We start from the raw sequence: 22,456 nt of genomic DNA on the forward strand, positions 1-22,456 counted from the left end.
GTCCCTGAATCCAGCCTGGCCTAGACTCCGATCGTTAGCTTGTGCTCCTCAGGATTCTTGTCGTGGTTCCAGAACTTGAACTTCCCGTTCTTTACGGGCTCGGCGACGACTCCCACCCAGGGAACCGAAATCAGCAAGGGCAGCTCCAGCGCCGCCTCGGCATCGGCCTCGGTGCGGATCGAACTGTCGCGCAGCTCCAGCCACATGGCCAGCCCGCCACCCAAAGCCAACCCGGCCCCCAGCCCGCCTGCCGCAAAGAGCCAGCGATTGGGAAAACTGGGCGCGTCCGGTAGGTCCGCCGGATTCAGCGGAAACATCCGCTCACCTTCCTCCTGGTTGGTCATGTTCGCGGTCAAGTCGGCGTCGCTCTTCTTCGCCAGCAGATCCTGGTACGTCTTCTGCTGGTTGTCGTAGTCGCGGGTCAGACCTTTGTACTCCTCCTCGACGGCCGGGCTCAGCGATACGCGTCCCTCATAGACGGCGATCTCTTTCTGGAGCCGCCCCTGATCGCGCGTGGCTGCTGTAATCAGATCGGAGTACTGATGCACCTGGAGCCGCAATTGACGAATCTCCGGCGGCTCGGTGGCCGAAGCCTTGTCGTTGCTGGTGTCTGTCGGATCCGTCGACGCCTTGTTGATCTCCGCCAGCTTCTTCTTTACTTCCGCAATGTCAGCTTTGGTTTTGATCACGTCCGGATGGTCGTCGGTATAGCGGGCCTGAAGTCCCAGCAGCGCGGTTTGCAAGTCGGAGAGCTGCTTTTCCAGGGTTTGCGGATTGGTCGAGCTTTGCGCCGACTTCCACGCTCCCAATTGCTGCGCCAGCATCGACTCGGTGTAGGTCTTATCCTGCTGCGCGCGGTTCAGCGTTTGCGTATTCGCTTCCAGTTGCGAGTTCAGCCCCGACAGGATCTTCAGGTTATTCTCTTCATCTCCCGGAAGCTGTCCCACATACTTCTGCTTGAACTGCGCCAGGTTCTTGTCCAGTTCGTCCAGCCTATTTTTGGCATCGTCCAACCCTGTTTTCAACACCGCGCTGGTGCCATGGGCTGCGGCCTGAACCGAGAGCTGGTTCTCTTGTATGAGCAGGCCGGTAAGTTCATTGCAAATCTGCTGCGCCTCTCGGGCATTCCGATAGGTGTAGGTGACATTAAAGGCCGGCGTCGGCGGAGTTTGCCCTGGCTTCTTTTGCGATAACGACAGATCCGATACCACCGGTTCCACTCTCATATTCAGTCGAATATCGTCGATTATCTCGCTGGCTTCCTGGCTGTTCCTGCCCGGAAACACCTTGTCCACCACCTTCTGTAGATTGGGCTGGCTCAGTACCTGCTGTTGCAGCGTCTCCATGCGGGAAGTCAAGTCCTGGGAAGCAATCGGCTGCACCATTTTTTCCGGCACCTTCTGCTGCTCCACCAGGATCGTCGACGACGAGGTGAACTTGGGCGTGAAAAAATAAGAGACCAGAAATCCGATGAGCGGCGCGATCAGCGCCGGAATCAGGATTACCTTCGCCCTGCGGCGCAGCATCGAAAGATAGTCGTCCATCGTTAATTCGCGATTCTGAATCATCTTCGTGTCCTTCCGGCCTCAATCCCTACCTTGCGCTCTTCCTCAATCTCAAGGTTCGGCATGCGCGGCCCTGCAAATCAATCAATCCGGATCGGGCGGGGAGTCCAGTCCAATCCAACTGTAAATACGTTCCGGTTCGAGATCCTGCCGCAGGCAGCACCAGTCCCGCAGTAGGAACGATCGAACGACAACTCGCTAAACTGATAGCTCGTATACCCGTGAAATTCTCGGCCAAACGGCCGATGTACTCCGACTCCCGCGAAACCAAAGGAATACGCGTTCGCGTCGACCCCGGGGCATGGCGGCAGACTCGGATTCGACTGCCCGGGCAGATTGCAAGTGGCTGTTTCCGACTGCGTTAGACCTTGCAGGCGAACGTTGTGCGCGTATCCAATATCGGCGAAGCCGCTCCAAATCCGCGATAACGGACGATTCGCCGTAACCCGCGCAATGTCACTCTGCGCTCCTGCAAAAACTCCCGATCCGCTGGTCTCGAATCGTTCATATCGCAAATCCAGCGACGTTCTCGTGAACTTGTACCGCAGCCGAAACTGTCCTGCAACTCCCAGCTTGGTATTCGGAACCGTGCCACTCAGGCACACTCCAGAGAAGAAAAATGGGCATGAACTGATGAGGGTGATCTGCGGCCCGGCTCCAATCAGCAAATCCATTCGTCCCGTGATCCGGTGCCCGTACATGCCCTGGATTACGTGCGAATGAAACGCCGTGTCAAACACTGAGAAATCGAACGCCTGATATCCGTACACGAGGGCGATCTGGGTATGCGTGGTCAGAGTGCGGTTGTAGCCTACCTGTCCGGAAGTTTGCGAACTGCCAATGAAATTCACCCCCGTCGATTGATCGCTGCCATAAAAGTGCGTAAAAGCGTAGCCTCCCGCTACCGTGATGGAGGATTTGGGCGTAAGGCTTTCCGAAACGTCGGCCAGGCTTACATTCGTCATGCGTGAGACCTGTCCGAGGGCTCCCAGGCTGCTCCCTCCGAAGAAACTGCCGAAGGCCGTGGTTCCCAGGGACGAGATTCCCTGCGAGCCCGTCGACCCATAAGAGGATCCAAAGTTGCCTTCCGGTAGATAGCTGAAGCTATCGCGCAGCGACAGCTGGCCCCGCTTCCACGTGACCTTCTGATCGAGATCCATCTGCTGCAGCGTCTTCCAGCCAATGCCCCGCAGGGTGTAGTAGGCGACGCCGCCGGCATAATCCATGGCCAGGTCGTAGTGGCTCCACAATCGTTTCAGCGTTGCGCTTCCGATCCCGCGAGTAATCGAGGAGAAGGCCGAGCCTCCCGCGGTGTCGCCCGCATTGGAGTCCGCCGACTCGCTGAAGGTTGCTCCCGGTTGGATGTAACTCAGCGGCGCCGCGTGCGGTTCCAGCGACGGCAGATCGAGTCCCGACAGCGGAGGATTGTCGCTGACCGGGGGCGGGGGATTTTCCTGCCCGTAGGCAGGTACAGGCTCCTGCGGGCTGCTCTGCGGAACAGTGGTCTGCGGAGCAGTGGTCTGCGGAGCAGGCTCACCAGCCGGCGGCGTGGACGTGTCTTGCGCCCACGCTCCACACAGCGCGCACACCAGCATGCCCAGAATCCAGATGTTCTTACGTTGGCTCATCTCTTTCCTTCAAAACTATTCTTGCAGAACGATGCCACGGAACAGTCTTAGGGAACGACTGATCTTAGGGAACGACGATCGTGTCGCCCGCCTGCAAAACAATATTCTGTTCTGGATTCCTTCCCTTCACCACTTCCTTGTAATTAAACGGATGCTTCACTTGCTTCCCGTTTTCATTGCGCAGCAGATAAGTCGCCTTGGGATTGGCGAATTGCGTGAAGCCGGCCTGAGCCAGCGCCTGCAGCATAGTCATGTGCGGCAGCAGCGCCATCGGCCCGGTATGCGCCACTTCTCCGGTCACGAAAATGCGCCGGCTATTCATCGCCGTCACCACTACCGTCACCCGCGGATCGGAAATGTACTTCTTCAGTTGCTCGGTGAGCGAATCCTTCAATTGCAACGGCGTGAGCCCCGCCGCCGTTACATCGTTCAGCAGCGGCATCGAGATTTTTCCATCGGGACGCACCGGCAACGTCTCGGAAAGATCCGGCTCCTTCCACACCGAAATATGCAGCGTGTCGTCGGCTCCGATGACGTAGTCGAGCGCCAGCGCGGGCGCCTGCTCCGCGGACTTGTCAGTTTGTACAGTTGCCTTATCGCTCTTGCCGGCCTCGGCTTTCGCCACTTCGCCGGACTGCGCCGGCAGACCCGCCGCCAACAGGCCCGTCGCTATTAACACTCCTATCTTCATCACTTTCGTCATCGACGTCTCCGGGAGCTAGGCTCCGTATCCTTCGAATCCAATTTGCTTCAATTTGTAGAGCAGGGCCTTGTAGCTGATCTGCAACTCGACCGCGGCCCGCCGCCGGTTCCAGCGCGTGCGCTTCAGCGCATTCAGGATCAACTCTTTTTCCGCTTCGCGCGAAGCCGCTCTCGATGCGGCCTTCAGAGAAATTCCCGCGGCATTGCCCCCCGCTTCCGGTCTACGCAAGAGAGCGCGGAGTCCGCCCAGCGCCACCTGCTCGTCCCCCAGCGCCACCAGCACTCGCGCCGCGTCTTCCAGTTCGCGCAAATTCCCTGGCCAGGCATAGTCCAGAAACAAACGCAGCGTCTCGGCGCTCAGGTCGGGAACTGTGCGGCGGAAATCGCGGGCATATTTGCGCAGAAAATATCCCATCAAAAATGGGATGTCTTCCTTTCTTTGGCGCAACGGCGGCAGGCGCAGGCACACGCCGCTGATGCGGTAGTAAAGATCTTCGCGAAACCGGCCCCGCTTGACCTCGACTTCAAGATCGCGCGCACTGCTGCAAATCAGTCGTGCCCGCTCGCTACCCTCCGTGCTCTTGCCTGACGATTGAGGCAGAGCCTCCAACAGCCGGTCCTGCCCTTCCGCGCTCAAGTCCGCCAGCTCCTGGAGATAAATCGTCCCCGCACTCGCTCCGGCAATCTCTTGTTCTTCCAGAATCTCCAATTCTTCCGGCTTCAGGCCCAGGCATTGAAACCAGCGGAAAGGTTGCGCACTCCTTCGCGACATGCGATGGATCCGCAATGCTGTCGCATGCTTGCCCGATCCGGCTTCCGCCAGCACCAGCACCGGAACTTCGCTCTGCGCCAGTTCCCGGATTACCGCCTCGACCGGGCGCATGCTGGCGCTTACCCCTTCGACAAATGCGATTTCCGCCGGCGCCGCCGCCAAGCCTTCTCCGTCGCCTCGTCCAGCATTAGGCAAGATATTGCCCATTATTACCTTTCACCTGACGCCCGTTCAAACTGCACAGAACTTACTCTTGCCTCTCCTGCACGAGTGTTGCCACCCGATTCGCGGCTGGCAGATCTCGGTAGAGAACGATATATTATACCTATTTTCAATAACTTAGAGTTAAATTGGAAACGCCACGGGGGAGAGAAATCTATAGTAGCCTTCAGCCTTCAATCAACAATCCAATGGGTTTTGTGGGAAAACTTTTTCTCACATTGTCTGACTCCCAGCGCTAACGGTGGAAGCATTCCAAGCACACTTGCCGTAAATTGTAACCGTTTATATCTGCCACGCTGCCTGAATTTAATTGCCTCGACAATAACTCAAAAGTTATCCAGTACTCGCTTTCCCGCGATTCGGAGCTCATCGCCTTGCTTCCGATTCAATCCCATGAAAGTATCTCATGCATTCGCGCAACCTTGCCCTAGGGATTGGTACTTTCCGCAGATTTAACCTGGCCGTAACCATTGCTGTCGGTGGCAGGGCTAGAATCGCGCCTCATCCGGCATTTGGCCCAATTTTTTTCAGGAGCGTAGACGATGCGCAAAAAACGCCGTTCATTGTTCGACCGAATCGCATTTCTCGCGGTTATTGGAGTGCTGGCGGGCGCCGTTGGTGGCCTCGGAATCGGCGTGATCACCGGAAAAACGGCAAGTTCGCCGGCCGCGTCCACACCCCGCTAGTCGGTAGCACTCTTGCTGCCGCTTCTCGACGGCTTCCGCCCTCGAACTCCGTGCCTCTGCCGGCACTCAGCGGACCGCGGGTGGCTACGTTATTTTGGTGTATCCCAGGCCCCAATTTAACGTTGCGTGGCTCTCAGCTCTCGCTTATGCTGAGATTTCACCCAGGTAATAGGATCTCTATCTCTGAATTCTCTGGCGCAAATCGAGCAAGTCTCCCAGCCTCCACGACGAGGATGGCTTGCATCGACCTCGTGGTACCAGCTTGCGATTATTGCGGCTCTGTCTCTGTGGCTCTTCGGGCCCACCCTCGTTCACCTCGTCAGTCAATGGTGGCAGAATCCCGATTTTTCTCACGGCTTTTTCGTGCCGTTATTCTCCGCCTTTGTCATCTGGCAGGAGCGCCACCGCCTGGCCAGAATTCCCCTCGACCCCTCCTGGTCCGGTCTGGTGCTGCTACTATTCGGTCTGGCTGTGTTTGTCGTGGGTCAGCTTGGAGCCGAACTTTTTCTCGCTCGCTCTTCCATGCTACTCGTGCTGGCCGGCCTGATTGTGCTCTTCTGGGGATGGAACTACTTTCGCGCTCTTCTGTTTCCGCTGGCGTTCTTGATTCTGATGATCCCGATCCCCACCATCGTCTTTAACCAGATCACATTTCCGCTCCAGTTACTGGACTCGCAAGCCGCCGCCGTCATTCTGCCCTGGCTGGGCGTGCCCGTATTCCGCGAGGGCAACGTAATCAATCTTCCTGCCATGCCGTTGAACGTAGCCGAGGCTTGCAGCGGCATCCGCTCGCTCATGTCTCTGGTTACGCTGGCCATCATTTACGGCTATCTGATGGATCGCCGAACCTCGGTCCGCGTGGTGCTGGCCATTGCTTCCGTACCCATCGCAGTCGCCGCCAACAGTCTGCGCATTATTGGAACCGGCCTGCTGGTGCAATACTGGGATCCCGACAAGGCGGAAGGCTATTTCCACGCTTCCTGGGGTCTGTTTATCTTTCTGATTGCGCTGGTCGCGATGTATCTCCTACACCGGGCGATATGCCTGATTTGGCCGGTGGAAGCGGAGAAAGCGCTTTGAAAATGCGTTTCATCGCCGCCGCCGCCCTGATCGGACTTACTGCCGTCCTGCTCCAGGCGCGCGGCCGCAACGAAGTCTTCCCCAAGCGACTGCCCCTCAATGCGTTCCCCCAGCAGTTCGGCGCGTGGAAGGCGACCGACTTGCCCATCGACAAGGAGACGCTCGACATTTTGGGCCCAGGCGACTTCCTCTTACGCGAATATTCGCCACAAACCAACCTGAGTCCAACCGTCAATCTGTACATCGCGTATTTTCCCAGCCAGCGCGCGGGCGATACCATTCATTCGCCCAAGAACTGCCTGCCTGGCGCAGGATGGCTGCCCGTGGAAAGCGAACGCATCCAGCTTTCTCTGCCGGGTCATGCGCCGTTTCCGGTCAACCGTTACGTCATCGCCAAAGGGGACTCCCGCCTGCTGGTCTTGTACTGGTATTGGGCCCACGATCGCGGAATCGCCAGCGAGTACTGGGCCAAGTATTATCTGGTAGCCGATGCCATCCGCATGAACCGCAGCGACGGCGCCCTGGTGCGCATCTCGACGGCCATGCTTCCCGGAGAAAGTTCCATCGCCGCCCAACAGCGCCTGATGCCCTTCTCCGGCACGGTGGTTTCGTTGCTCGACGACTACATCCCTCGCTGACGTGTTCCGCAGTTTTTGGGGGCCCCGGCTAGCCACCGAAAGTAACAGGAGTAACTTTGGCCGTTTTCTTGGCTTACAATATGATGGGTAGATCCTCCCCGAAAAATCATGCACATTGCCTCCGTGCTTGCCATTGGAGAATACCGATGAGTTGTGCCACTTCCGTTCGCCTCTTGCTCACCTGTTCCCTGCTTGCGATGTTCGTCACCGGATGCTCGCGGGATCCCAACGCGCGCAAACAGAAATATTTCGACAGCGGCGAGAAATATTACGCCGAAGGCAAGTACCGCGAAGCCGCGATCCAGTATTCCAATGCCCTCCAGATCGATTCCCGCTTCGCGCAGGCGCATTACAAGCTGGGCGAAACCTATTTGAAATTGCACGACTGGCAACGATCTGCGCAGGAACTGTCGCGCTCGGTCGAACTGTTCCCCGACAATTACACCGCCCGCGTCGATCTGGCCAACCTCCTGATCTCCGGGCGACAACTCAACTACGCTCAGCCTCATCTCGATGCTCTGCGCGAAAAACAGCCCGATAACCCCGACACTCACGAAGCCTGGGCCAACTTCTACGCCGCGCAGGACAATCTTCCTGCCGCCATACAGGAGATGGAGCAGGCAATCAAGTCCGATCCCTACCGCTCTGAGAGCTATCTGCTACTCGCCATCTTCGAAATGCGGGTCCATCAACCCGATAAGGCTGAGGGCCTTTTCAAAAAAGCTACCGAAGTCGATCCCAAGGCGATGAACGCCCAACTTGCCCTCGGCGGTTTCTTTCAGTCCAGTAACCGCTTGCCGGAAGCCGAGCAGCAGTACCGCCGTGCCATTACCGTCGATCCCAAGAGTCCGGATCCCCGCGCCGCCCTGGTTCGGCTTCTCATGCAGGAAGGAAAGAAGGATGAGATTGAATCCTTCCTGCGTCAAACCAAGAAAGATCTGGCCGGCAATCCCGAAGGCTATCGCATGCTCGGCGATTTCTACTTCGCCACCGGCGATTTGGACAAAGCCATCGTGGAGTATGGTTCTCTCTATACCGACCATCCCAAAGACAATACCATCAAGAAAAACTATATCCAGATCCTGATTCTCAAGAACCGCCTCGACGAAGCCGCCAAACTCAACGATGAGATTCTCAAATCCAACTCGCACGACGTCGATGCCCTGGTCTACAAGGCCCAGGTGCAGCTACGGAAGAATGATGCCAGGGGCGCTGTTGATTCCCTCCAAACTGCGCTGAAGAACGATCCCGACAACGCCGTCGCGCACTACCAGTTAGGGAACGCTTTCGCGCAACAGAATAATGCCACTCAGGCCGAGTCGGAGTGGCGCGAAGCGGTTCGGCTCCGTCCGGATATGACGGACGCGCAGCGTGCCCTGGCGGGAATGGCTTTGCGGCGCGGCGATATCGACGCGGTGCTACAGGCTGGGCAGCAAATTGTTACCACCCAGCCCTATTCGCCGGACGGCTTCCTGCTCAAGGGCATCGCCGAAGTCGCCCGTCAGAGATACGCCGACGCCGAGCAGGACGCCCAGCAAGCCCTGCAACGGGCGCCGCAGAGTCCCGCCCCTTATGTCCAGTTAGGAAATGTCCAACTGGCCCAGAAGCACTTCCCCGAGGCCGAAAAGTTCTACCAGCAGGCGCTCGACAAAGACCCGTCGTCGGCCGACGCCCTCAGCGGCCTCATGAATACTTACTTCGCAGAAAAGCAGTATGACAAAGCCATCGCCGCAGCCAACGCGCAGATTGCCAAGTCCCCGACGACTGCGAACTTCTACGATCTTCTCGGCACCGCGCTTTTCAACGGCAAGAAGGATCTTCCCGGCGCCGAAGCCGCGCTCCGCAAAGCAATAGAACTCGACAAGAACAACACCGACGCACTGGAAAAGCTGGGCAAGGTGCAGGTTCAGCAAGGTTCCGCCGATCAGGCGCTCGCGCTCTACCTGCAATCCCTCAAGGACAATCCCCGGGAAGCCTCTTTATACATTCTTTGCGGCGAACTGTATGAAGCCAGGAAAGACTGGGATCACGCGAAAGCCATGTATCAGCAGGCGCTCAGCATCGCCCCGGATCATCCTCTCGCATCCAACAATTTGGCCTATGTGATGCTCGAGCAGGGCGGCAACGTCGATGTAGCCATGGGCCTGGCGCAAACCGCGCGCCGCGGCATGCCGGATTCTGCCAACGCCGCCGATACTTTAGGCTGGGCCTACTATCAGAAAGGCATCTATCAATCCGCCATCAACCAGTTCCAGGAAGCCCTCCGGCTGGGCGAAAAACACGGCGAACCTGACGATGCCGATCTTCACTACCACCTCGGCCTCGCTTATGAAAAGGACAATAAGTCCTCGCTGGCGCGCCAGCAATTGGAGAAGGCGGTCAAGCTGCGTCCCGATCACGCCGAAGCCCGCAAAGCTCTGTCCGATCTCCGCAGCTAGCAACAGCTCATACGGCGACGGGCCGCCTCGGCCGTCCCGCGACGGGCGAAGCCCGAGCGATGAACACGCCAAAACCAACCATAGCCAATCCGACCACCAAAGATAAAACCCCGCCTCGCGGCGGGGTTTCATTTTCCAGCATCTAGTGAAACGCTTAGACCGTCAGCTTGCGGCGAAGCACTCCCGCCAAACCGATTAATCCGGTTCCGAGCAGGGTCAAGGAACCCGGTTCGGGAACTACCATGTTGGTGTCACCGCTTGAAATAGTGGTGCTGCCGTTGAAGAAGCCCTTGCCGGTGTTGATCGTTAACTGCACGGTCACACCCATAATCGAGGCTCCGGCTGCATTCCAACCGGACAAAGCGCCGGTTAGGGTATAGTTATGGGTTCCGTTGGCCAGAGTTACGAGCGTCCAGGTTACGGGCCCCGAAAAAGTTCCCGAGAATAGACTTCCGTTCGGAATTCCGTTGCTGCCATTGCCAGTGATGGTGAACGATCCGCCACCCGCGAACGTGCCTCCCATTTGCAGAGATCCGCTGGTGAGCGCTCCGGTTGAGAAGGTGACGCTGCCCAGGTCAGTGCCCGTGATCAGCCCGCCCCCATTCAGCCCATTGACTGCAACCAGAACGGATCCGCTCAGCGTAAGACCGCTGCTCGTGCCCGACAAGGTGCCGCCACTGTTGGTGTAATCGATACCGCTACCGGCAAAAGCAGCCATCGGCAGGGCCAGTGCCAAGACAGCCAGTAATAGAGTTTTCTTCATGCACATTTCTCCTAGGAGTTACTTCGCCCGAGTCCGAAGACGAACGACGCGTGGCTCGCGCCTTAATGAGGGAGAGATTAAGGCACTGCCCCCAATTTGCACCTCGAGTACCAAAGTGTCAATTCTAGTAAGCCTCAGTAGAATAAAGACTTGTGGGCGATTTGGAAGGTTCTGCTCGAGGTGAAGGTGAAAACATCTGCGCAACATCGCAAGAAATCTTTTGGGGAAGCCCCGTCTAGTCTGGCCAGCAGCGCGTGATCGCGATCACAGTTCTACGAGGGGAGCGCAGGAATCTGAATTATGAAAACGGGTCGGCCACAGTCACGCCGAAATATTCCTGTCCCGGATTGAAATCTTCAGACCAGATTTTTTCACATCCCGCGCGCTCGGCAGCGGCCACGATCATGCCGTCGTAGAAGTGGATGCCGTAAGCGGCGTGCGCCTCAACCGCGCGCCGCACCATGTCGCCATCCGGAACCACCACTGAGATTGGACCGAGGACATCGACGATCCTCTTGACTTCGTCGGGAGTCTTCGTCGGCGAAACCTTGTGCAGCAGCACAGATGCGAATTCGGCCAGCACCTGCGCGGAAATCACCAACTCGCCCAAGACCGCCCGCGTAACTAACTCGTCTGCAATTTTCTGCTTGCGCGAATCGACAGGAGAGTAGGCACAGAGCAGAATGTTGGTGTCCAGGAAATCACGACTGCTCATGTTCCCGACCGATGCTCCGACCGATAATGACTTTGCCGGTCATAAAGATCTTCCCGACGCCAAGTTCTCTTCCCGTAGTTGATCTTCACTTCCCGGAAGCTCCGCTCCAGCGCTTCCACCTCGCGACGTTTGCGTCCCGACTTGGCGTGCTCGGAGGCGAGTGCTTCCAGATGCGCCCGCACCAGCGCCGTTAAAGTAGTATCGCGCTCGACCGCGATCTTTCGAACTTCTTTAACCAGCTTGTCGTCGAGGGAGAGCGTAATGTTCATGCCCACATAATACGTGGAACCCTTAACCAGGGCAAGGTATATTCCCGGTAAACCCACCCTCTGCCCAACCTATTCCGACCAAAGCTGCGTCGCGAATGGACAGCGCTTGCCGCCGTGACCCGAAGCATCGTGTTCCCGGACGAGACCAATAGCGAAACGCTCAGCCCGCGTCACTGCCTCGCGTTCCTCAGAGTTGAGTCCACGGCTGCTGGCGACTGTGCGTACATCCGAAAGGTGCTGCTCCAGGTCATCCTTGGTCTGGCATTCCATTGATCTCCCCCGGCGAAAACATATTGTGTGCTGCTCTACGTTTATCCCACTCTCGGAGATTCGAAAAGTACGAAACTTGTTCCATGTCGAATCTCAGACCAGACCCGGGGTTTGACACCGTCCCGCCCCTTACCTAGACTGCCAGTGTAGACCTTCCGCCGGACATCTAAGCCGGACATCTTAAAGAGGCCATTCATGGGCTGGCTGCAAAACAAGTTCGAAAAGAATTTCATGATCTCGACCGTGGACTACGTTTTCAACTGGGCGCGCAAGTCTGCCGTCTGGCCGATGACGTTTGGCCTGGCCTGCTGCGCCATCGAGATGATCGCCTCCTCCACGTCGCGCTTCGACATCGCGCGCTTCGGCTCGGAAGTCTTTCGTCCCAGCCCGCGCCAGAGCGATCTGATGATCGTCGCCGGCACGGTGACCCTGAAGATGGCGCCGGTGGTAAAGCGCATCTATGATCAGATGCCCGATCCGAAGTGGGTGATCTCCATGGGCGCATGCTCGTCGGTCGGCGGTCCGTTCAATACGTACGCCGTGTTGCAGGGCGTCGACAAAATAGTTCCGACCGATGTCTACGTCACCGGATGCCCACCACGCCCGGAAAATCTTTTCTACGCCCTGCTTAAGTTACAGGACAAAATCGACACCATGACGCTGGCCCGAAAGCCCACCGAAGTCCGCCTCGACCCCAACATGGTCGAAAACTTCAAGCGCCAGGTAATGATCGCGCAAACGCTGCAACCCAAATAAGCTGTCAGCTCTCAGCTTTCAGCTATCAGCAAAACGGCTCATGTGGGCAATGACGTGTGGGGAAGGGGTTGTGTGGGGACGGGCGCATTCGCCCGTCCCGCCAAGCGCAGCGAGGCGCATCTAACCACGAAGACGAACGATGCCAACTTTCATCAAGCTCACCACGCAATCCGAACTACCCGCCGCCGATGAAGCCAAAGAATTCCCCTGCGGCGAAAAGACGATCTGCGTCGCCAACGTGAACGGCACTTTCAGCGCCATGGACAACATCTGCCTGCACCGCGGCGGTCCGCTCGGCGAAGGCACCATCGAGCGCGGCAAGATCGTCTGTCCCTGGCACGGCTGGGAATGGGACCCCACAACGGGCCAAGCCGAACAAGACTCGAAGACAAGAGTTGCGATTTACCCGCTGAAAATCGCAAACGGCGATGTGCTGATCGAAATCTAGCCGCCGTCCTGACTCATGAACCCGCGTGCGAGCTCTAGTGACCCACAAACTTAGGCGTGAACCGGATCGCGAGATGAGCCATCTTGCGGATGACATCGACGACCTCTTCCATGGATCTTTCGTCTTGCGAGAGCGCGTCGAAGGTTTCGAAACTGGTCAGCATGTACAGCGTGTCAATCGCAACGGGAAGTTCTTTGGAAGTCAGCGGAGGATACCTGTTGCAATAGCGTTCGACGATAACCATCAGGCCCTTACGTCGGCGTTCGTTGCGCGCCCGGAGTCCCTGCCCGATTTCGGCATCGATCGCGCCCAACGCGTGCAATCGCCGAATCACTTCCCGATCTGAAGCCCAGAAGCGCGCGAACACCACGATGAAATCGCTCAGCATTTTCAACGGATCGCCACTTTTCCGAAAGACATCCGCGAGTCGTTCCATCTCTCCGCGCCGCGCAAGGTAGTTGTACAAAGCCTCGAGCAGTCCCGCCTTGGAGTCGAACTGGTAATACACCGTAAGGCGCGAGACGTCGGCCGCGCGCCCCACCGCCTCCATAGTGAATTCTGAGAAGCTTTCCGCCAGCAGCAACTTGCGCGCCGCTTCCAGAATCCGCTCCTTGGTCTGGTCGACGGCAGCCTGGCGCTGCCCCATTTGGTAAGTCCTCGGGCTCATGAATATATATTAATCATACAATATGTATAATATATAGAAACGATCTCGGAGACATTCATGCCGGTATCAAAACATGCAACCCGCTGGCTCTGGATCGCAGTCGGTTTTCTCGCCTTCATCGGGATTGCCGCGGTCACACGCCGGACGCTGGTTTTGCTCTGGCCGGTGCGGTTCTCCGCCGGAAACTCCTCTCCCGCCGCCGGCCTCGATGCGGGATTCGCGCGCCACATGGCGTTGACGCTGCTCCACATTCTGCCGGGAGGACTCTTCCTTGCGCTGGCACCCTTCCAGTTCTCGCCCAGCATTCGACGAAAGCACTTGCAGATTCATCGCTGGATGGGACGAGTGCTCATGCTCTGCGGACTCATCATTGGGGTCTCCGCGCTGGTCATGAGCTATAAGATGAACATCGGCGGGCCCAACGAAACCGCGGCCACTACGCTCTTCGCCATCGTGTTTCTGTTTTGCCTGATCAAAGCTTACCTGCACATTCGCCGCAAAGAAGTGGCGCGGCATCGCGAATGGATGATTCGCGCCTTCGGCGCCGCCCTGGGTGTAGCCACGACGCGCCCGATTGTGGGTATGTTTTTCGCCTTCCGCCGGCTCACTCCTCATGAGTTTTTTGGGATCGCGTTCTGGCTGGGATTTACGACTACGTTTCTCGCCGCTGAGGCGTGGGTCGATTACACGCGACAATACGCGATCTCGTCCTGAAGACTCTGAGTCCTGAAACCGTGCAGCCGAACTTGTCAGCCGAGCACTCGCAGAAATCTCCCCGGCTGATTGTCATATCCCGGAAACACCGCCGCCAGATTTTTGTTGCCCATGTGGCGCGCGACGGCTTCGCCGATCACCTGGCGGAAGTCCGTGGTCAAAGCCAGGTCACGGCCTTCGTAGAGTTGCGACTGGTCGAGCCCCGGCCAGCGCCCGTACACTCTGCCGCCTTTCACGGGCCCGCCCAGCACGAACATCACGTTAGCGTGGCCGTGATCGGTGCCGCGATTGCCGTTCTCGCGCGCGGTGCGTCCGAACTCGGACATCGTCACCACGACCGTGTCTTCACCGAGATCGCCGAGATCGGTCCAGAATGCTGCCAGCGACTGTGAAAATTCCGTCAGCACATTGGCAAGTTGGCCTTCGACCGCGCCTTCGTTGACGTGGTGGTCCCAGCCGCTAATGTCGGCGAACGCCACCTGCACGCCCAGGTTCGCTTTGATCAACTGCGCCAACTGCCGCAGTCCGTCGCCGAAGCGGCCCTTGGGATAGTTAGCTCCCGCGGCGGGCGTGTATTGCTCTGGATTCGCAGCCTTCAGCATTTTCACCGCGTCGAAGGTTTCTTCGCCGGTCCCATGCAGAATGCTGTCGGACGAGTGATCGTACATCGCCTCAAACGCGCTCGCAGCAGGCGAAGCCTTAGGATTTTTTCCGCCCACCGAAAAGTCGTTGATGTTATTCATCGCGACCGCCGGCGCGGAACCGCTCAAGATTCGCGGCACCGACGGCCCTAGGGCAATCGCGCGAAACGGAGAATTCTTCGCCGGCATCGTCCCGCCTGCGGGCAGAGTGTGAAGCGACCGATTGAGCCATCCATCTTCGGTGATCTTCACCCCGGGCGTTCCCGTCTCCATGAAATCCTGCGCATCGAAGTGCGACCGTGTTGTATCGGGCGATCCCGCGGCGTGCACAATGGCCAGATGTCCCTGCTGCCACAGCGGCTGAAATGGCGAGAGCGACGGATGCAACCCGAAGAAGCCGTTGAGATCGATCACCGACTTGCGCGGAATGTTGATGCTCGGCCGCATGACGTAGTACTGCGGCTCGGCATAAGGCACAACGATGTTCAGTCCGTCGGCCGCGCCGCGCTGAAAAATCACCACGAGACGCTTGTTGCGTCCGCCGCTCTCGACGGCGCCAAAAGCCGCGCGTTGCAGAAAGCTCGGCACCGCCGCCGTGCCGACTACGGCCAGCGCGCCGTTGCGAAGAAAAACTCGACGGGTGATGGACATGACGACAGCTCCTAGCTGCTAGCTCCTAGCAAATCTGGCTCCTATGCATTCTTAAGAATCTCGACGCGACTTTTTAAGTACGAAGCAATATAGCGGTCTTGTTTAGCTGGCAGCTAGAAGCTAGCAGCTATCTCTTCTGAAACTCCGGCGAACCCAGCAACAACCCAGCCATCGTGCTCGCGTCAGGCGGATGCGGCGCGTCGGGCTTGCGCTGCGGCAATTTCATCGCATCGCCGCGAGCCTTCGAATCCTGCATCCCCGCGTCCGGCATCGCATTCTTCGTCGGGGCCTCGATCTGCGCGATGATCGAGTCGTGTGTCTGCTTCGACACATCGCCGGCGAGCAACTTCGCTTCCAGCGCGGCAAGTGCAGTAGTGGCATCTGGCGGTGGAGGCGGACCTCCGGCCAACTGCACGGCATCCACTTTCACGCCGCGAACTTTGCCGCCCGTCAGGCCCAGCGCGAAATTCATGCGGCCGAGCAATGCCGACGAACTCACCCAGGTATCGGCCTTCATCGAATATCCGGTGGGGGGCTGCGCCGAGTAGAGAGGCATGCCCAGGTTGCCGATCTGCCGCGCGAGAGGAAAGGCATCGTCAACGTTGGCGCCCGTCGCGCGCACCGCCGATGCGACAAATTCCAAAGGCGTTTTCACTTTGGCGCGATAAGCCGTGTCGGCCCAAAACTCCGGCGAATGGAACAGCGTGCTCAGGACTTCGCGAATGTCGCCCTTCTTCTTCTCGAAGGTTTTCGCCATGCGCTCGACAAGCGCGGGCGGCGGATCGTCGGAGACGAAGCGCTGCGCCAGCTTCAACGAAATAAAATGCGCAGTCTGCGGACTCGTCGCGAGCATGTGCAGCACTTCCCTGCCTTCGTCTTCGCCCCTGGGCTTGATTTTGTGTCCCAGCACAAACTTCGGGCCAGGCTCGTGCATGCGGGGATCGTAGCGGAAACCCAGGCCTTCATAGGGCTTCTCGATCGTCCAGCCGGTGAAAACTTTGGCGACTTCGGTGACATCGCGCTGCGAGTAGCCGCCGTTCACGCTGAGCGTGTGCAGTTCCAGCAACTCGCGGCCATAATTTTCATTCAGCCCTGTCTGTTTCCGCTTCCCGTTCGGATTCGCTCCTGGCCGCTGTTCAGGATAAGGAAAGCGCCGCGGACGGCCGTACGGTCCATAGCCGCCGCGCATGGGCCGCGCAGGAATTCCCTGCGCCTGCTGGGAATTCGGTCCGACGCTCATCCAATTGTCCAGATAAAAAAGCATCGCCGGACTCTTCGCTGTGGCCAACAGCAGATCTTCAAACTTGCCCAGCGCCCGCGGACGAATCACTTCCTGCTCATAGTTGGTGAGGAACTCGCGCTCCGGACCCTTGCCGACGAAGACGTTGAAGTGATTGAACCAGAAATCGGTCATCACCTGTTCCAGTTGACGGTCGCTGTAGATGGCTCGCAACAGCTTGGCTTGAACCAGTTCCGAGAGCACCACGGCCTGCGGATTGTTCATGGCCATCAGCGTTTCTTTCTGCTTGGGGTCCATGCCATCGAGAAAATTTTCGCCCTTGCCGCGCAGGGAGTCGGAGAATTCCAACTGCTCGCCGGTAGACATCGACATGACTTTCTTGTAGCGCTGGTCAGGCGAAAGATCGAGCAGTCCCTGCACTTTCAAATCGCCATAAAGACGATCTTCGCGGCGGCGGGCGGCCTCGGCATCGTCCAGGGGCTTGGTCCCGGCTTTAGGCGCCATCGTCATTTCGTTGGCAGATGCGGTTGTTGCGCTCGCCGGCTCTGTGCTCATCATGTTTCCGTCTGCGGCCGGCTCAGCGGTAGCAGCGGCGGCAGCGGCCAGCTCTTCCGCTGTCTTCGCAGTATCGCTCGCAGCCGGTCCAGCCGGAGCGGACACAGCAGCCGCGGCTTCCTCTTTGCGTCCCTTCTTTTCCTGCTTTTCCTGCATGCGCGCGATTTGCACTTCAACCACGGCGCGTCTCGCAGGATCGGATGGCATGGACCGCTTACCTTCCATGATCTGCTTGATCACCTGGTTGTCGGGAAATTCCTCGACGATTTCTTTCGAACTCATGCGCAGCGTCCGAAAGGGCGCAAGACGCGCCTCGACAGCGCTGTCGGAAATTTTCTCCGGATGCAACTGCTGATCGATCCAGCGGTCGACCCCGATCGCGGCCACCTGCTGGACGTCGCCGAGCCGCGGACCGAAGGTGAGGCGATTCAGCGCATGCACGGCCCGTTTCTGTTCGGTGAGCGCAGTATCGACCGCCTGGTCTTTTTTCTTCGCGAGCAATTGCGGGACGGCCCAGGCGAAACTCAGGCACGCAGCAACCAACGCAACCTTGCCGACGCTTAATCTCATCGCGCTGAATTTCATGAGGCGGGCTCTCAGGAATCACTCCCCAACAAAGTAGGTGCTCTCATTATGAACCCTTGGGGGAGAAAAAGTTGCGATTGGACCGGATTCTCGGAGAATCCGAAACTAACCGGGGAATAACGGCTTTGGGAGCACGATTAGCAGCGGATTGGAAGTCTCGAGCCTAATGGCCGCTTTCTTTGGCCAAGTACATCCTGCCGCGCGAGACTTTGTGTTGCAAAGTAGCGGCCAGCTGATCGATGTCGGCGGCCGCGATGTTCACCGACATGCCTTCCAGCAGTGGCGCTCGATTGCTGCGCACGGCGTCGCGGCGCACTTGAATCAGCAATCCCTGCACCACATTGGGATCGTATTTCTCCGGCGCCATGCGCACCAGATCGCTCAGGGCGCTGCCCACCGACAGCGGAGCGCGATACGGACGCGCGCTGGTCATGGCGTCGAACGAGTCGGCAAGGCCCACAATACGCACCGCCAGAGGCACGTCATCCTGAACCAGTTTGTCGGGATAGCCGGAGCCGTCGCTGCGCTCATGGTGCCAGCGCACGGACTCGGGAATCTTCGGCCAGGGAAACTGCACGCTGCTGACGATCTGGTGGCCGACGGTGGTGTGGTCGGCCATCTCGCGAACTTCGTCGGGATCGAGCGCGCTGGCTTTGCCGAACAGGCGGCGATCGACCGCGACTTTTCCAATATCGTGAAGGTATCCCGCGCTGCGCAGCGCAGCCACTTCGCCCGGGTCCATGCCCATCGCCTCGCCGATAGCGGCGGCGTAGCGCCCGACGCGCAACGAGTGGCCGTGAATGTTGACGTGCTTCACATCGATGGCAGTGGCAAAAGCTTCGAGCGCGTTGTCATAGAAACCGTGCAGCGATGCCATCAGCCGCAGATTTTCCGAGACCCGCTGCGCGATGGTCTGCGTGAGTGCGTGATTCTGCACCGCCAACGCAACGTAGCTGCACAGCATTTCCAGCGCGTCGAGTTCGCTGTCTTCGTACAGCGCGTCACCAGGACGCCGGCCCAGAGCGACGACTCCCGCCAGTCGCCCACCCGCTTTCAGAGGGGCAAGGCATTTGAACAGTTCCGGCGCGACGTTGCCGTTGGAACTGAGGAACACCGAATACGTCGACGAGTTGAGAACAATGGGGCCGCGCGCCGCGGTGAGCGCATGCACATGTTTGGGCAGGAGAGGAATGAAGGCGGGATCGGGCATCAGGGCAAATCCCTGTGCCGCGGCCGCGGTCAGCATCGCGGGCTTGTCGTTGAACAGTAGGAGCGCACCTTCGCGCGCGCCCGCCGCTTCCATGATGGCCGACAGCATCAGCCGCGACGTTTCCGAGAACTCGCGCTCCGCCGTCAGCGCGGGACCGAGTTCGGAAAGCGCCTCAACCGTTTGCAGCAGCCGCCGTAAATTGTTGGTCCGAATCGCCACTGACGAAGTGGGAGCCAGATCGCAGAGCAACATGAGCGTAGCATGCGGGGAAGGCCCTGAGCGAGACTTCGTGTTGGTTAGTTTGATGCGGTAGTGGCGAAGATGGAAATGTGGTGACGAAGCTGATTCCGCCACGGGCGTGCCATCGCGGGCATTGGTGGGGAAACTTGTACAGCGTAAAGACTACGGCGAAGAGCGTTAACCACAGAGGACACAGAGTTCCACAGAGGCTTTTTTCTTCCCCTGTGTTCCTCAGTGCCCTCTGTGGTTAAGGATTTTGACTTAGAAATGGTCGCGCAGCTCGGCAAAGCGGCCAATGATCAGCAATTTCTGCCGTGGCGGAGCGGGATTCACTTCTTCGTGCTCCAGGATCCATGTATCGCCATGTGGAATGAAGATGGCGTGGAGGCCGGCGGCGAGCGCGGGATTGATATCGGACTTCGGGCTGTTTCCCACCATCCACGTGCACTCGCAGGCAAAGCCGTATTTTTCAACCAGGCGCGCGTAGGCCTCCGGATTTTTCTCGGCCACGATTTCAACGGCCGCGAAATATTTCTTCAATCCCGAGCGCTCGACTTTGCCGCTCTGTTCAGCGATGGCGCCCTTCGTCACGAGAATCAAACGATGACGCTCGGATAAATACTGCAAGGTTTCGGGCACTTCCGGCAGCATCTCGATCGCATGATCGGTAATAGCGTGCGTAAAACTCAAGACCTGGGCATGCAACTCAGCCGTAACGGGCTCGACGCTCAGGCGTTCAAAAGTCTTCACTAACGCGTGCGCAAAGCTGTGCAGGCCGTAGCCGTGCGTCACGATGCACTCGCGCTCCACGTCGTTGAGCACTCCGCGCACCTGCTCCGGCGAGAATTCGTGGTGATTCAAAAACGAAATGAAGCGCGCGATCGCCCGCTCGAAGTAGACATTGTTCTCCCACAGCGTATCGTCGGCGTCGATGAGGAGAGTTTGGGGCGGCAAGCTTTTGGCTCTTGGCTTTTAGCTCTTAGCTTTTGGCTCAACCCCAACGTCTGATTACTGGGGAAGAAACCTGGATCACATCATGCAGAGCAAGAAAGCTGCGCGTCGTTCCAAAAGATGCAAGGTAATAAGCTAAAGGCCAAGAGCTAAGAGCCAATAGCGACTTCCCTCACACCCAATCCACTTTCGCCTCCGGCCCGATGATGCCCGCCTTGTGCCCCATGTCAAGCAGGCGGCGGACGGCTTCGCGACCGTCCGGGCCATAGTCGAGCGTGCGCTCGTTCACGTACATCCCGATGAACTTGTCGGCGGACTGCGTGTCAAGATCGCGCGCGAACTGCATCGCGTACGACAAAGCTTCCTCGCGATGATCGAGCCCGTACTGTATGCTCTCGCGCAGAGCGGCAGAAACCAGCGGCATCAACTCCGGCCCGAGGGCGCGGCGAATCGCATTGCCTCCCAACGGCAACGGCAGGCCGGTCACTTTTTGCCACCAGCGGCCGAGATCGACAATGCGGTGCAGGCCCGACTTGTCATAAGTCAGCTGGCCTTCGTGAATGATCAGGCCAGCTTCATATTTTCCTTCGAGCACCTGCGGAATGATCTGGTCGAACGGCACGACCTCGGTCTCTACTCCGGGAGCGAATAACTGCAAAGCCAGATAAGCCGTTGTAAGCGTACCCGGCACGGCGATCTTCTTCGTTTTGATTTCGTCGGTCGTGAACGCGCGCGGCGAAACGATCATGGGGCCGTAGCCCTCGCCCACGCTGCCGCCGCAGGTCATCAGCGCGTATTTGTCGTGCACGTAGGGATAGGCATGAAACGAAATTGCGCTCACATCGTAGACGCCCTCGCGCGCTTTTTGGTTCAACGTCTCAATGTCGCAAAGCGTATGGGTGAAACGCAGACCCGGCGTGCGGACCTTGTTCGTGGCCAGGCCGTAGAACATAAAGGCGTCGTCGGAGTCGGGGCTGTGAGCCACGGTAATTTCTCGAACTTGACCGGAGGCACTGCTGCCCGGCGCTTTTGCGGTTTCGGATACTGCTGTCATCTTGAACTCCAATAGAAACACAAGCGGGGATATCCTATGCCCGCAGGGCTAAAGCCCGATTCCCTTCGGCACAGTACGCGGCCCTGAAGGGCCGCTCTTCCACGAGTCGCCGGACCAGGTAAACGAATCTATCGCCTAACTGCGCCGCGCCAGCGAGTCGCAATCGCGGCAGCGAACATTACTTTGATGACTTCCGCGGCGAGGAACCAGTACAGGCCGAGATACGCCGCCTTGGCCAGCGAATGCGTGAACGCATAAAGCCAACTCAAACCGCCGGCGAAGAGCAACAACTCCGCCAGAAGACCTCCGAGCGCGGCACGCACGAACGACTTTTCTCCGCGCTCGAAAACATATCCCGCCAGGAACGCGACGAACGGATACACCATCAAGAATCCGCCGGTCGGTCCCAGCAACTGGGCGATCCCTCCCGGACCGGTGGGATTGAACACCGGCAACCCGACCGCGCCTTCCACCAAGTAAAGTGCCAGAGCCGCAAAGCCGCGGCGGCTGCCCAGCATCAGCCCGACCAGCAGTACGCCTAGATTCTGCACCGTCAGCGGCACTGGTGTGAGCGGCATCAGGGGAATCGTAATGCGCGCGCACAACGCCACCACCAGGCTCGCGCCCACGACGAGCGCGACCTGTCGCGAGGCTTCGAGAGCCCGCTCTTGCGGAGTTTCCAAAACTCGAATTGCTGACTTTGCCATGTCGATCTCCAAGCCGCTTTCTGATCTCAGCGTTTTATTTCAACGCCTCATCCTCATCGATCACCGCTCAATGCTGTCCGTGCGATGCTTTGCTTCGCGCGAGGGATCTTCCTGCGAAGCCTGCCCTTTCTGGAGATTCCGCCGCAAGTGCATATACAAGGCAATCGCCACACACACTACCACCAGCGTGCTCACGCCCAGGATCAGGAACCACCAGATCATTCGCACAGCAGGCTAGGATATCAGAACGACAGCTTCCAGCTGCTGCCTTCTAGCGGCTAGCGAAAAC

At 58.4% G+C, this 22,456-nt stretch carries 22 protein-coding genes; 7 read left to right on the forward strand and 15 right to left on the reverse strand.

The window, feature by feature from the left end; all coding sequences use genetic code 11:
- Nucleotides 1-20: 20 nt before the first annotated feature.
- The 4 genes from VGM18_09870 to VGM18_09885 form a co-directional block, all read right to left on the reverse strand.
- Nucleotides 21-1,568 carry a Wzz/FepE/Etk N-terminal domain-containing protein gene (locus VGM18_09870; protein ID HEY3973300.1) on the reverse strand — a complete coding sequence of 516 codons (1,548 nt, stop codon included), beginning with the start codon at nucleotides 1,566-1,568 and terminating at the stop codon, nucleotides 21-23.
- A 77-nt stretch (nucleotides 1,569-1,645) separates the two neighbouring features.
- Nucleotides 1,646-3,193, reverse strand: coding sequence for a hypothetical protein (locus tag VGM18_09875; GenBank protein HEY3973301.1), 1,548 nt, complete (start codon nucleotides 3,191-3,193; stop codon nucleotides 1,646-1,648).
- 64 nt (nucleotides 3,194-3,257) lie between these two features.
- Complete coding sequence (locus tag VGM18_09880; protein HEY3973302.1) at nucleotides 3,258-3,896, reverse strand: polysaccharide biosynthesis/export family protein; 639 nt, start codon at nucleotides 3,894-3,896, stop codon at nucleotides 3,258-3,260.
- A 15-nt stretch (nucleotides 3,897-3,911) separates the two neighbouring features.
- Nucleotides 3,912-4,874 carry a sigma 54-interacting transcriptional regulator gene (locus VGM18_09885; GenBank protein HEY3973303.1) on the reverse strand — a complete coding sequence of 321 codons (963 nt, stop codon included), beginning with the start codon at nucleotides 4,872-4,874 and terminating at the stop codon, nucleotides 3,912-3,914.
- 557 nt (nucleotides 4,875-5,431) lie between these two features.
- On the opposite strand from VGM18_09885, the gene VGM18_09890 reads away from it, so the two are divergent.
- The 4 genes from VGM18_09890 (at nucleotide 5,432) to VGM18_09905 (ending at nucleotide 9,731) form a co-directional block, all read left to right on the forward strand.
- Nucleotides 5,432-5,575, forward strand: a complete 144-nt coding sequence (locus tag VGM18_09890; protein HEY3973304.1) for a hypothetical protein — start codon at nucleotides 5,432-5,434, stop codon at nucleotides 5,573-5,575.
- Between the two features lie 270 nt (nucleotides 5,576-5,845).
- The gene (xrtA, locus tag VGM18_09895) at nucleotides 5,846-6,655 is read left to right on the forward strand and encodes an exosortase A (protein HEY3973305.1); all 810 of its coding nucleotides are present in this window, start codon (nucleotides 5,846-5,848) and stop codon (nucleotides 6,653-6,655) included.
- Nucleotides 6,656-6,657: 2 nt separating this feature from the next.
- Nucleotides 6,658-7,293: an EpsI family protein gene (locus VGM18_09900; GenBank protein HEY3973306.1), complete on the forward strand. Its 636-nt coding sequence runs from the start codon at nucleotides 6,658-6,660 to the stop codon at nucleotides 7,291-7,293.
- 146 nt (nucleotides 7,294-7,439) lie between these two features.
- Nucleotides 7,440-9,731 carry a tetratricopeptide repeat protein gene (locus VGM18_09905; GenBank protein HEY3973307.1) on the forward strand — a complete coding sequence of 764 codons (2,292 nt, stop codon included), beginning with the start codon at nucleotides 7,440-7,442 and terminating at the stop codon, nucleotides 9,729-9,731.
- A 154-nt stretch (nucleotides 9,732-9,885) separates the two neighbouring features.
- On the opposite strand, the gene VGM18_09910 is transcribed toward VGM18_09905, so the two are convergent.
- The 3 genes from VGM18_09910 to VGM18_09920 all read right to left on the reverse strand — a co-directional run bounded on the left by VGM18_09910 (nucleotide 9,886) and on the right by VGM18_09920 (nucleotide 11,478).
- A complete protein-coding gene (locus tag VGM18_09910) occupies nucleotides 9,886-10,494 on the reverse strand; it encodes a PEP-CTERM sorting domain-containing protein (protein ID HEY3973308.1) in 609 nt (202 codons plus the stop codon).
- A 298-nt stretch (nucleotides 10,495-10,792) separates the two neighbouring features.
- Nucleotides 10,793-11,209 carry a PIN domain-containing protein gene (locus VGM18_09915; protein ID HEY3973309.1) on the reverse strand — a complete coding sequence of 139 codons (417 nt, stop codon included), beginning with the start codon at nucleotides 11,207-11,209 and terminating at the stop codon, nucleotides 10,793-10,795.
- Nucleotides 11,206-11,478 carry a hypothetical protein gene (locus tag VGM18_09920; GenBank protein HEY3973310.1) on the reverse strand — a complete coding sequence of 91 codons (273 nt, stop codon included), beginning with the start codon at nucleotides 11,476-11,478 and terminating at the stop codon, nucleotides 11,206-11,208. The genes VGM18_09915 and VGM18_09920 overlap by 4 nt, the downstream gene beginning before the upstream one ends.
- A 465-nt stretch (nucleotides 11,479-11,943) precedes the next feature.
- Between VGM18_09920 and VGM18_09925 the strand changes: the two genes are divergently transcribed.
- Entirely contained in the window at nucleotides 11,944-12,504 is a 561-nt protein-coding gene (locus VGM18_09925; protein ID HEY3973311.1) for an NADH-quinone oxidoreductase subunit B family protein, read from the forward strand.
- A 139-nt stretch (nucleotides 12,505-12,643) separates the two neighbouring features.
- The gene (locus VGM18_09930) at nucleotides 12,644-12,952 is read left to right on the forward strand and encodes a Rieske (2Fe-2S) protein (protein HEY3973312.1); all 309 of its coding nucleotides are present in this window, start codon (nucleotides 12,644-12,646) and stop codon (nucleotides 12,950-12,952) included.
- A gap of 34 nt (nucleotides 12,953-12,986) precedes the next feature.
- On the opposite strand, the gene VGM18_09935 is transcribed toward VGM18_09930, so the two are convergent.
- The gene (locus VGM18_09935; GenBank protein ID HEY3973313.1) at nucleotides 12,987-13,619 is read right to left on the reverse strand and encodes a TetR/AcrR family transcriptional regulator; all 633 of its coding nucleotides are present in this window, start codon (nucleotides 13,617-13,619) and stop codon (nucleotides 12,987-12,989) included.
- Between the two features lie 57 nt (nucleotides 13,620-13,676).
- Here VGM18_09935 and VGM18_09940 point away from each other — a divergent pair, with 57 nt between their 5' ends.
- Nucleotides 13,677-14,333 (forward strand): DUF2306 domain-containing protein, encoded by a 657-nt coding sequence (locus tag VGM18_09940; GenBank protein ID HEY3973314.1) that lies wholly within the window; start codon nucleotides 13,677-13,679, stop codon nucleotides 14,331-14,333.
- A 35-nt stretch (nucleotides 14,334-14,368) separates the two neighbouring features.
- Here the strand turns inward: VGM18_09940 and VGM18_09945 are convergent, their stop codons facing one another.
- The 7 genes from VGM18_09945 to VGM18_09975 all read right to left on the reverse strand — a co-directional run bounded on the left by VGM18_09945 (nucleotide 14,369) and on the right by VGM18_09975 (nucleotide 22,389).
- Nucleotides 14,369-15,625, reverse strand: a complete 1,257-nt coding sequence (locus VGM18_09945) for a DUF1501 domain-containing protein (GenBank protein HEY3973315.1) — start codon at nucleotides 15,623-15,625, stop codon at nucleotides 14,369-14,371.
- Between the two features lie 127 nt (nucleotides 15,626-15,752).
- Nucleotides 15,753-17,990 (reverse strand): DUF1800 domain-containing protein, encoded by a 2,238-nt coding sequence (locus VGM18_09950; GenBank protein HEY3973316.1) that lies wholly within the window; start codon nucleotides 17,988-17,990, stop codon nucleotides 15,753-15,755.
- Nucleotides 17,991-18,168: 178 nt separating this feature from the next.
- Nucleotides 18,169-19,467: an HD domain-containing phosphohydrolase gene (locus VGM18_09955; protein ID HEY3973317.1), complete on the reverse strand. Its 1,299-nt coding sequence runs from the start codon at nucleotides 19,465-19,467 to the stop codon at nucleotides 18,169-18,171.
- 249 nt (nucleotides 19,468-19,716) lie between these two features.
- Nucleotides 19,717-20,409 carry an HAD family hydrolase gene (locus VGM18_09960; protein ID HEY3973318.1) on the reverse strand — a complete coding sequence of 231 codons (693 nt, stop codon included), beginning with the start codon at nucleotides 20,407-20,409 and terminating at the stop codon, nucleotides 19,717-19,719.
- A 169-nt stretch (nucleotides 20,410-20,578) separates the two neighbouring features.
- Nucleotides 20,579-21,460, reverse strand: coding sequence for an MqnA/MqnD/SBP family protein (locus VGM18_09965; protein HEY3973319.1), 882 nt, complete (start codon nucleotides 21,458-21,460; stop codon nucleotides 20,579-20,581).
- 128 nt (nucleotides 21,461-21,588) lie between these two features.
- Nucleotides 21,589-22,167, reverse strand: a complete 579-nt coding sequence (locus tag VGM18_09970) for a biotin transporter BioY (GenBank protein HEY3973320.1) — start codon at nucleotides 22,165-22,167, stop codon at nucleotides 21,589-21,591.
- Nucleotides 22,168-22,227: 60 nt separating this feature from the next.
- Nucleotides 22,228-22,389, reverse strand: coding sequence for a hypothetical protein (locus VGM18_09975; protein ID HEY3973321.1), 162 nt, complete (start codon nucleotides 22,387-22,389; stop codon nucleotides 22,228-22,230).
- Nucleotides 22,390-22,456 lie beyond the last annotated feature (67 nt).

Origin of the sequence: Candidatus Sulfotelmatobacter sp. (assembly GCA_036500765.1) — a bacterium.
In the GTDB taxonomy this organism is placed as follows: Bacteria; Acidobacteriota; Terriglobia; order Terriglobales; family Acidobacteriaceae; genus Sulfotelmatobacter.

Excerpts from the sequence above, each read along its gene's own strand:
- VGM18_09965 (HEY3973319.1), bottom strand. The coding sequence starts at position 21,460 with ATGACAGCAGTATCCGAAACCGCAAAAGCGCCGGGCAGCAGTGCCTCC.
- VGM18_09945 (HEY3973315.1), bottom strand. The coding sequence starts at position 15,625 with ATGTCCATCACCCGTCGAGTTTTTCTTCGCAACGGCGCGCTGGCCGTA.
- VGM18_09975 (HEY3973321.1), bottom strand. The coding sequence starts at position 22,389 with ATGATCTGGTGGTTCCTGATCCTGGGCGTGAGCACGCTGGTGGTAGTG.
- VGM18_09910 (HEY3973308.1), bottom strand. The coding sequence starts at position 10,494 with ATGAAGAAAACTCTATTACTGGCTGTCTTGGCACTGGCCCTGCCGATG.
- VGM18_09885 (HEY3973303.1), bottom strand. The coding sequence starts at position 4,874 with ATGGGCAATATCTTGCCTAATGCTGGACGAGGCGACGGAGAAGGCTTG.
- VGM18_09870 (HEY3973300.1), bottom strand. The coding sequence starts at position 1,568 with ATGATTCAGAATCGCGAATTAACGATGGACGACTATCTTTCGATGCTG.
- VGM18_09900 (HEY3973306.1), top strand. The coding sequence starts at position 6,658 with ATGCGTTTCATCGCCGCCGCCGCCCTGATCGGACTTACTGCCGTCCTG.
- VGM18_09940 (HEY3973314.1), top strand. The coding sequence starts at position 13,677 with ATGCCGGTATCAAAACATGCAACCCGCTGGCTCTGGATCGCAGTCGGT.
- VGM18_09915 (HEY3973309.1), bottom strand. The coding sequence starts at position 11,209 with ATGAGCAGTCGTGATTTCCTGGACACCAACATTCTGCTCTGTGCCTAC.
- VGM18_09880 (HEY3973302.1), bottom strand. The coding sequence starts at position 3,896 with ATGACGAAAGTGATGAAGATAGGAGTGTTAATAGCGACGGGCCTGTTG.
- VGM18_09970 (HEY3973320.1), bottom strand. The coding sequence starts at position 22,167 with ATGGCAAAGTCAGCAATTCGAGTTTTGGAAACTCCGCAAGAGCGGGCT.
- VGM18_09925 (HEY3973311.1), top strand. The coding sequence starts at position 11,944 with ATGGGCTGGCTGCAAAACAAGTTCGAAAAGAATTTCATGATCTCGACC.
- VGM18_09955 (HEY3973317.1), bottom strand. The coding sequence starts at position 19,467 with ATGTTGCTCTGCGATCTGGCTCCCACTTCGTCAGTGGCGATTCGGACC.
- VGM18_09905 (HEY3973307.1), top strand. The coding sequence starts at position 7,440 with ATGAGTTGTGCCACTTCCGTTCGCCTCTTGCTCACCTGTTCCCTGCTT.
- VGM18_09950 (HEY3973316.1), bottom strand. The coding sequence starts at position 17,990 with ATGAGATTAAGCGTCGGCAAGGTTGCGTTGGTTGCTGCGTGCCTGAGT.
- VGM18_09890 (HEY3973304.1), top strand. The coding sequence starts at position 5,432 with ATGCGCAAAAAACGCCGTTCATTGTTCGACCGAATCGCATTTCTCGCG.
- VGM18_09935 (HEY3973313.1), bottom strand. The coding sequence starts at position 13,619 with ATGAGCCCGAGGACTTACCAAATGGGGCAGCGCCAGGCTGCCGTCGAC.
- VGM18_09920 (HEY3973310.1), bottom strand. The coding sequence starts at position 11,478 with ATGAACATTACGCTCTCCCTCGACGACAAGCTGGTTAAAGAAGTTCGA.
- VGM18_09930 (HEY3973312.1), top strand. The coding sequence starts at position 12,644 with ATGCCAACTTTCATCAAGCTCACCACGCAATCCGAACTACCCGCCGCC.
- VGM18_09875 (HEY3973301.1), bottom strand. The coding sequence starts at position 3,193 with ATGAGCCAACGTAAGAACATCTGGATTCTGGGCATGCTGGTGTGCGCG.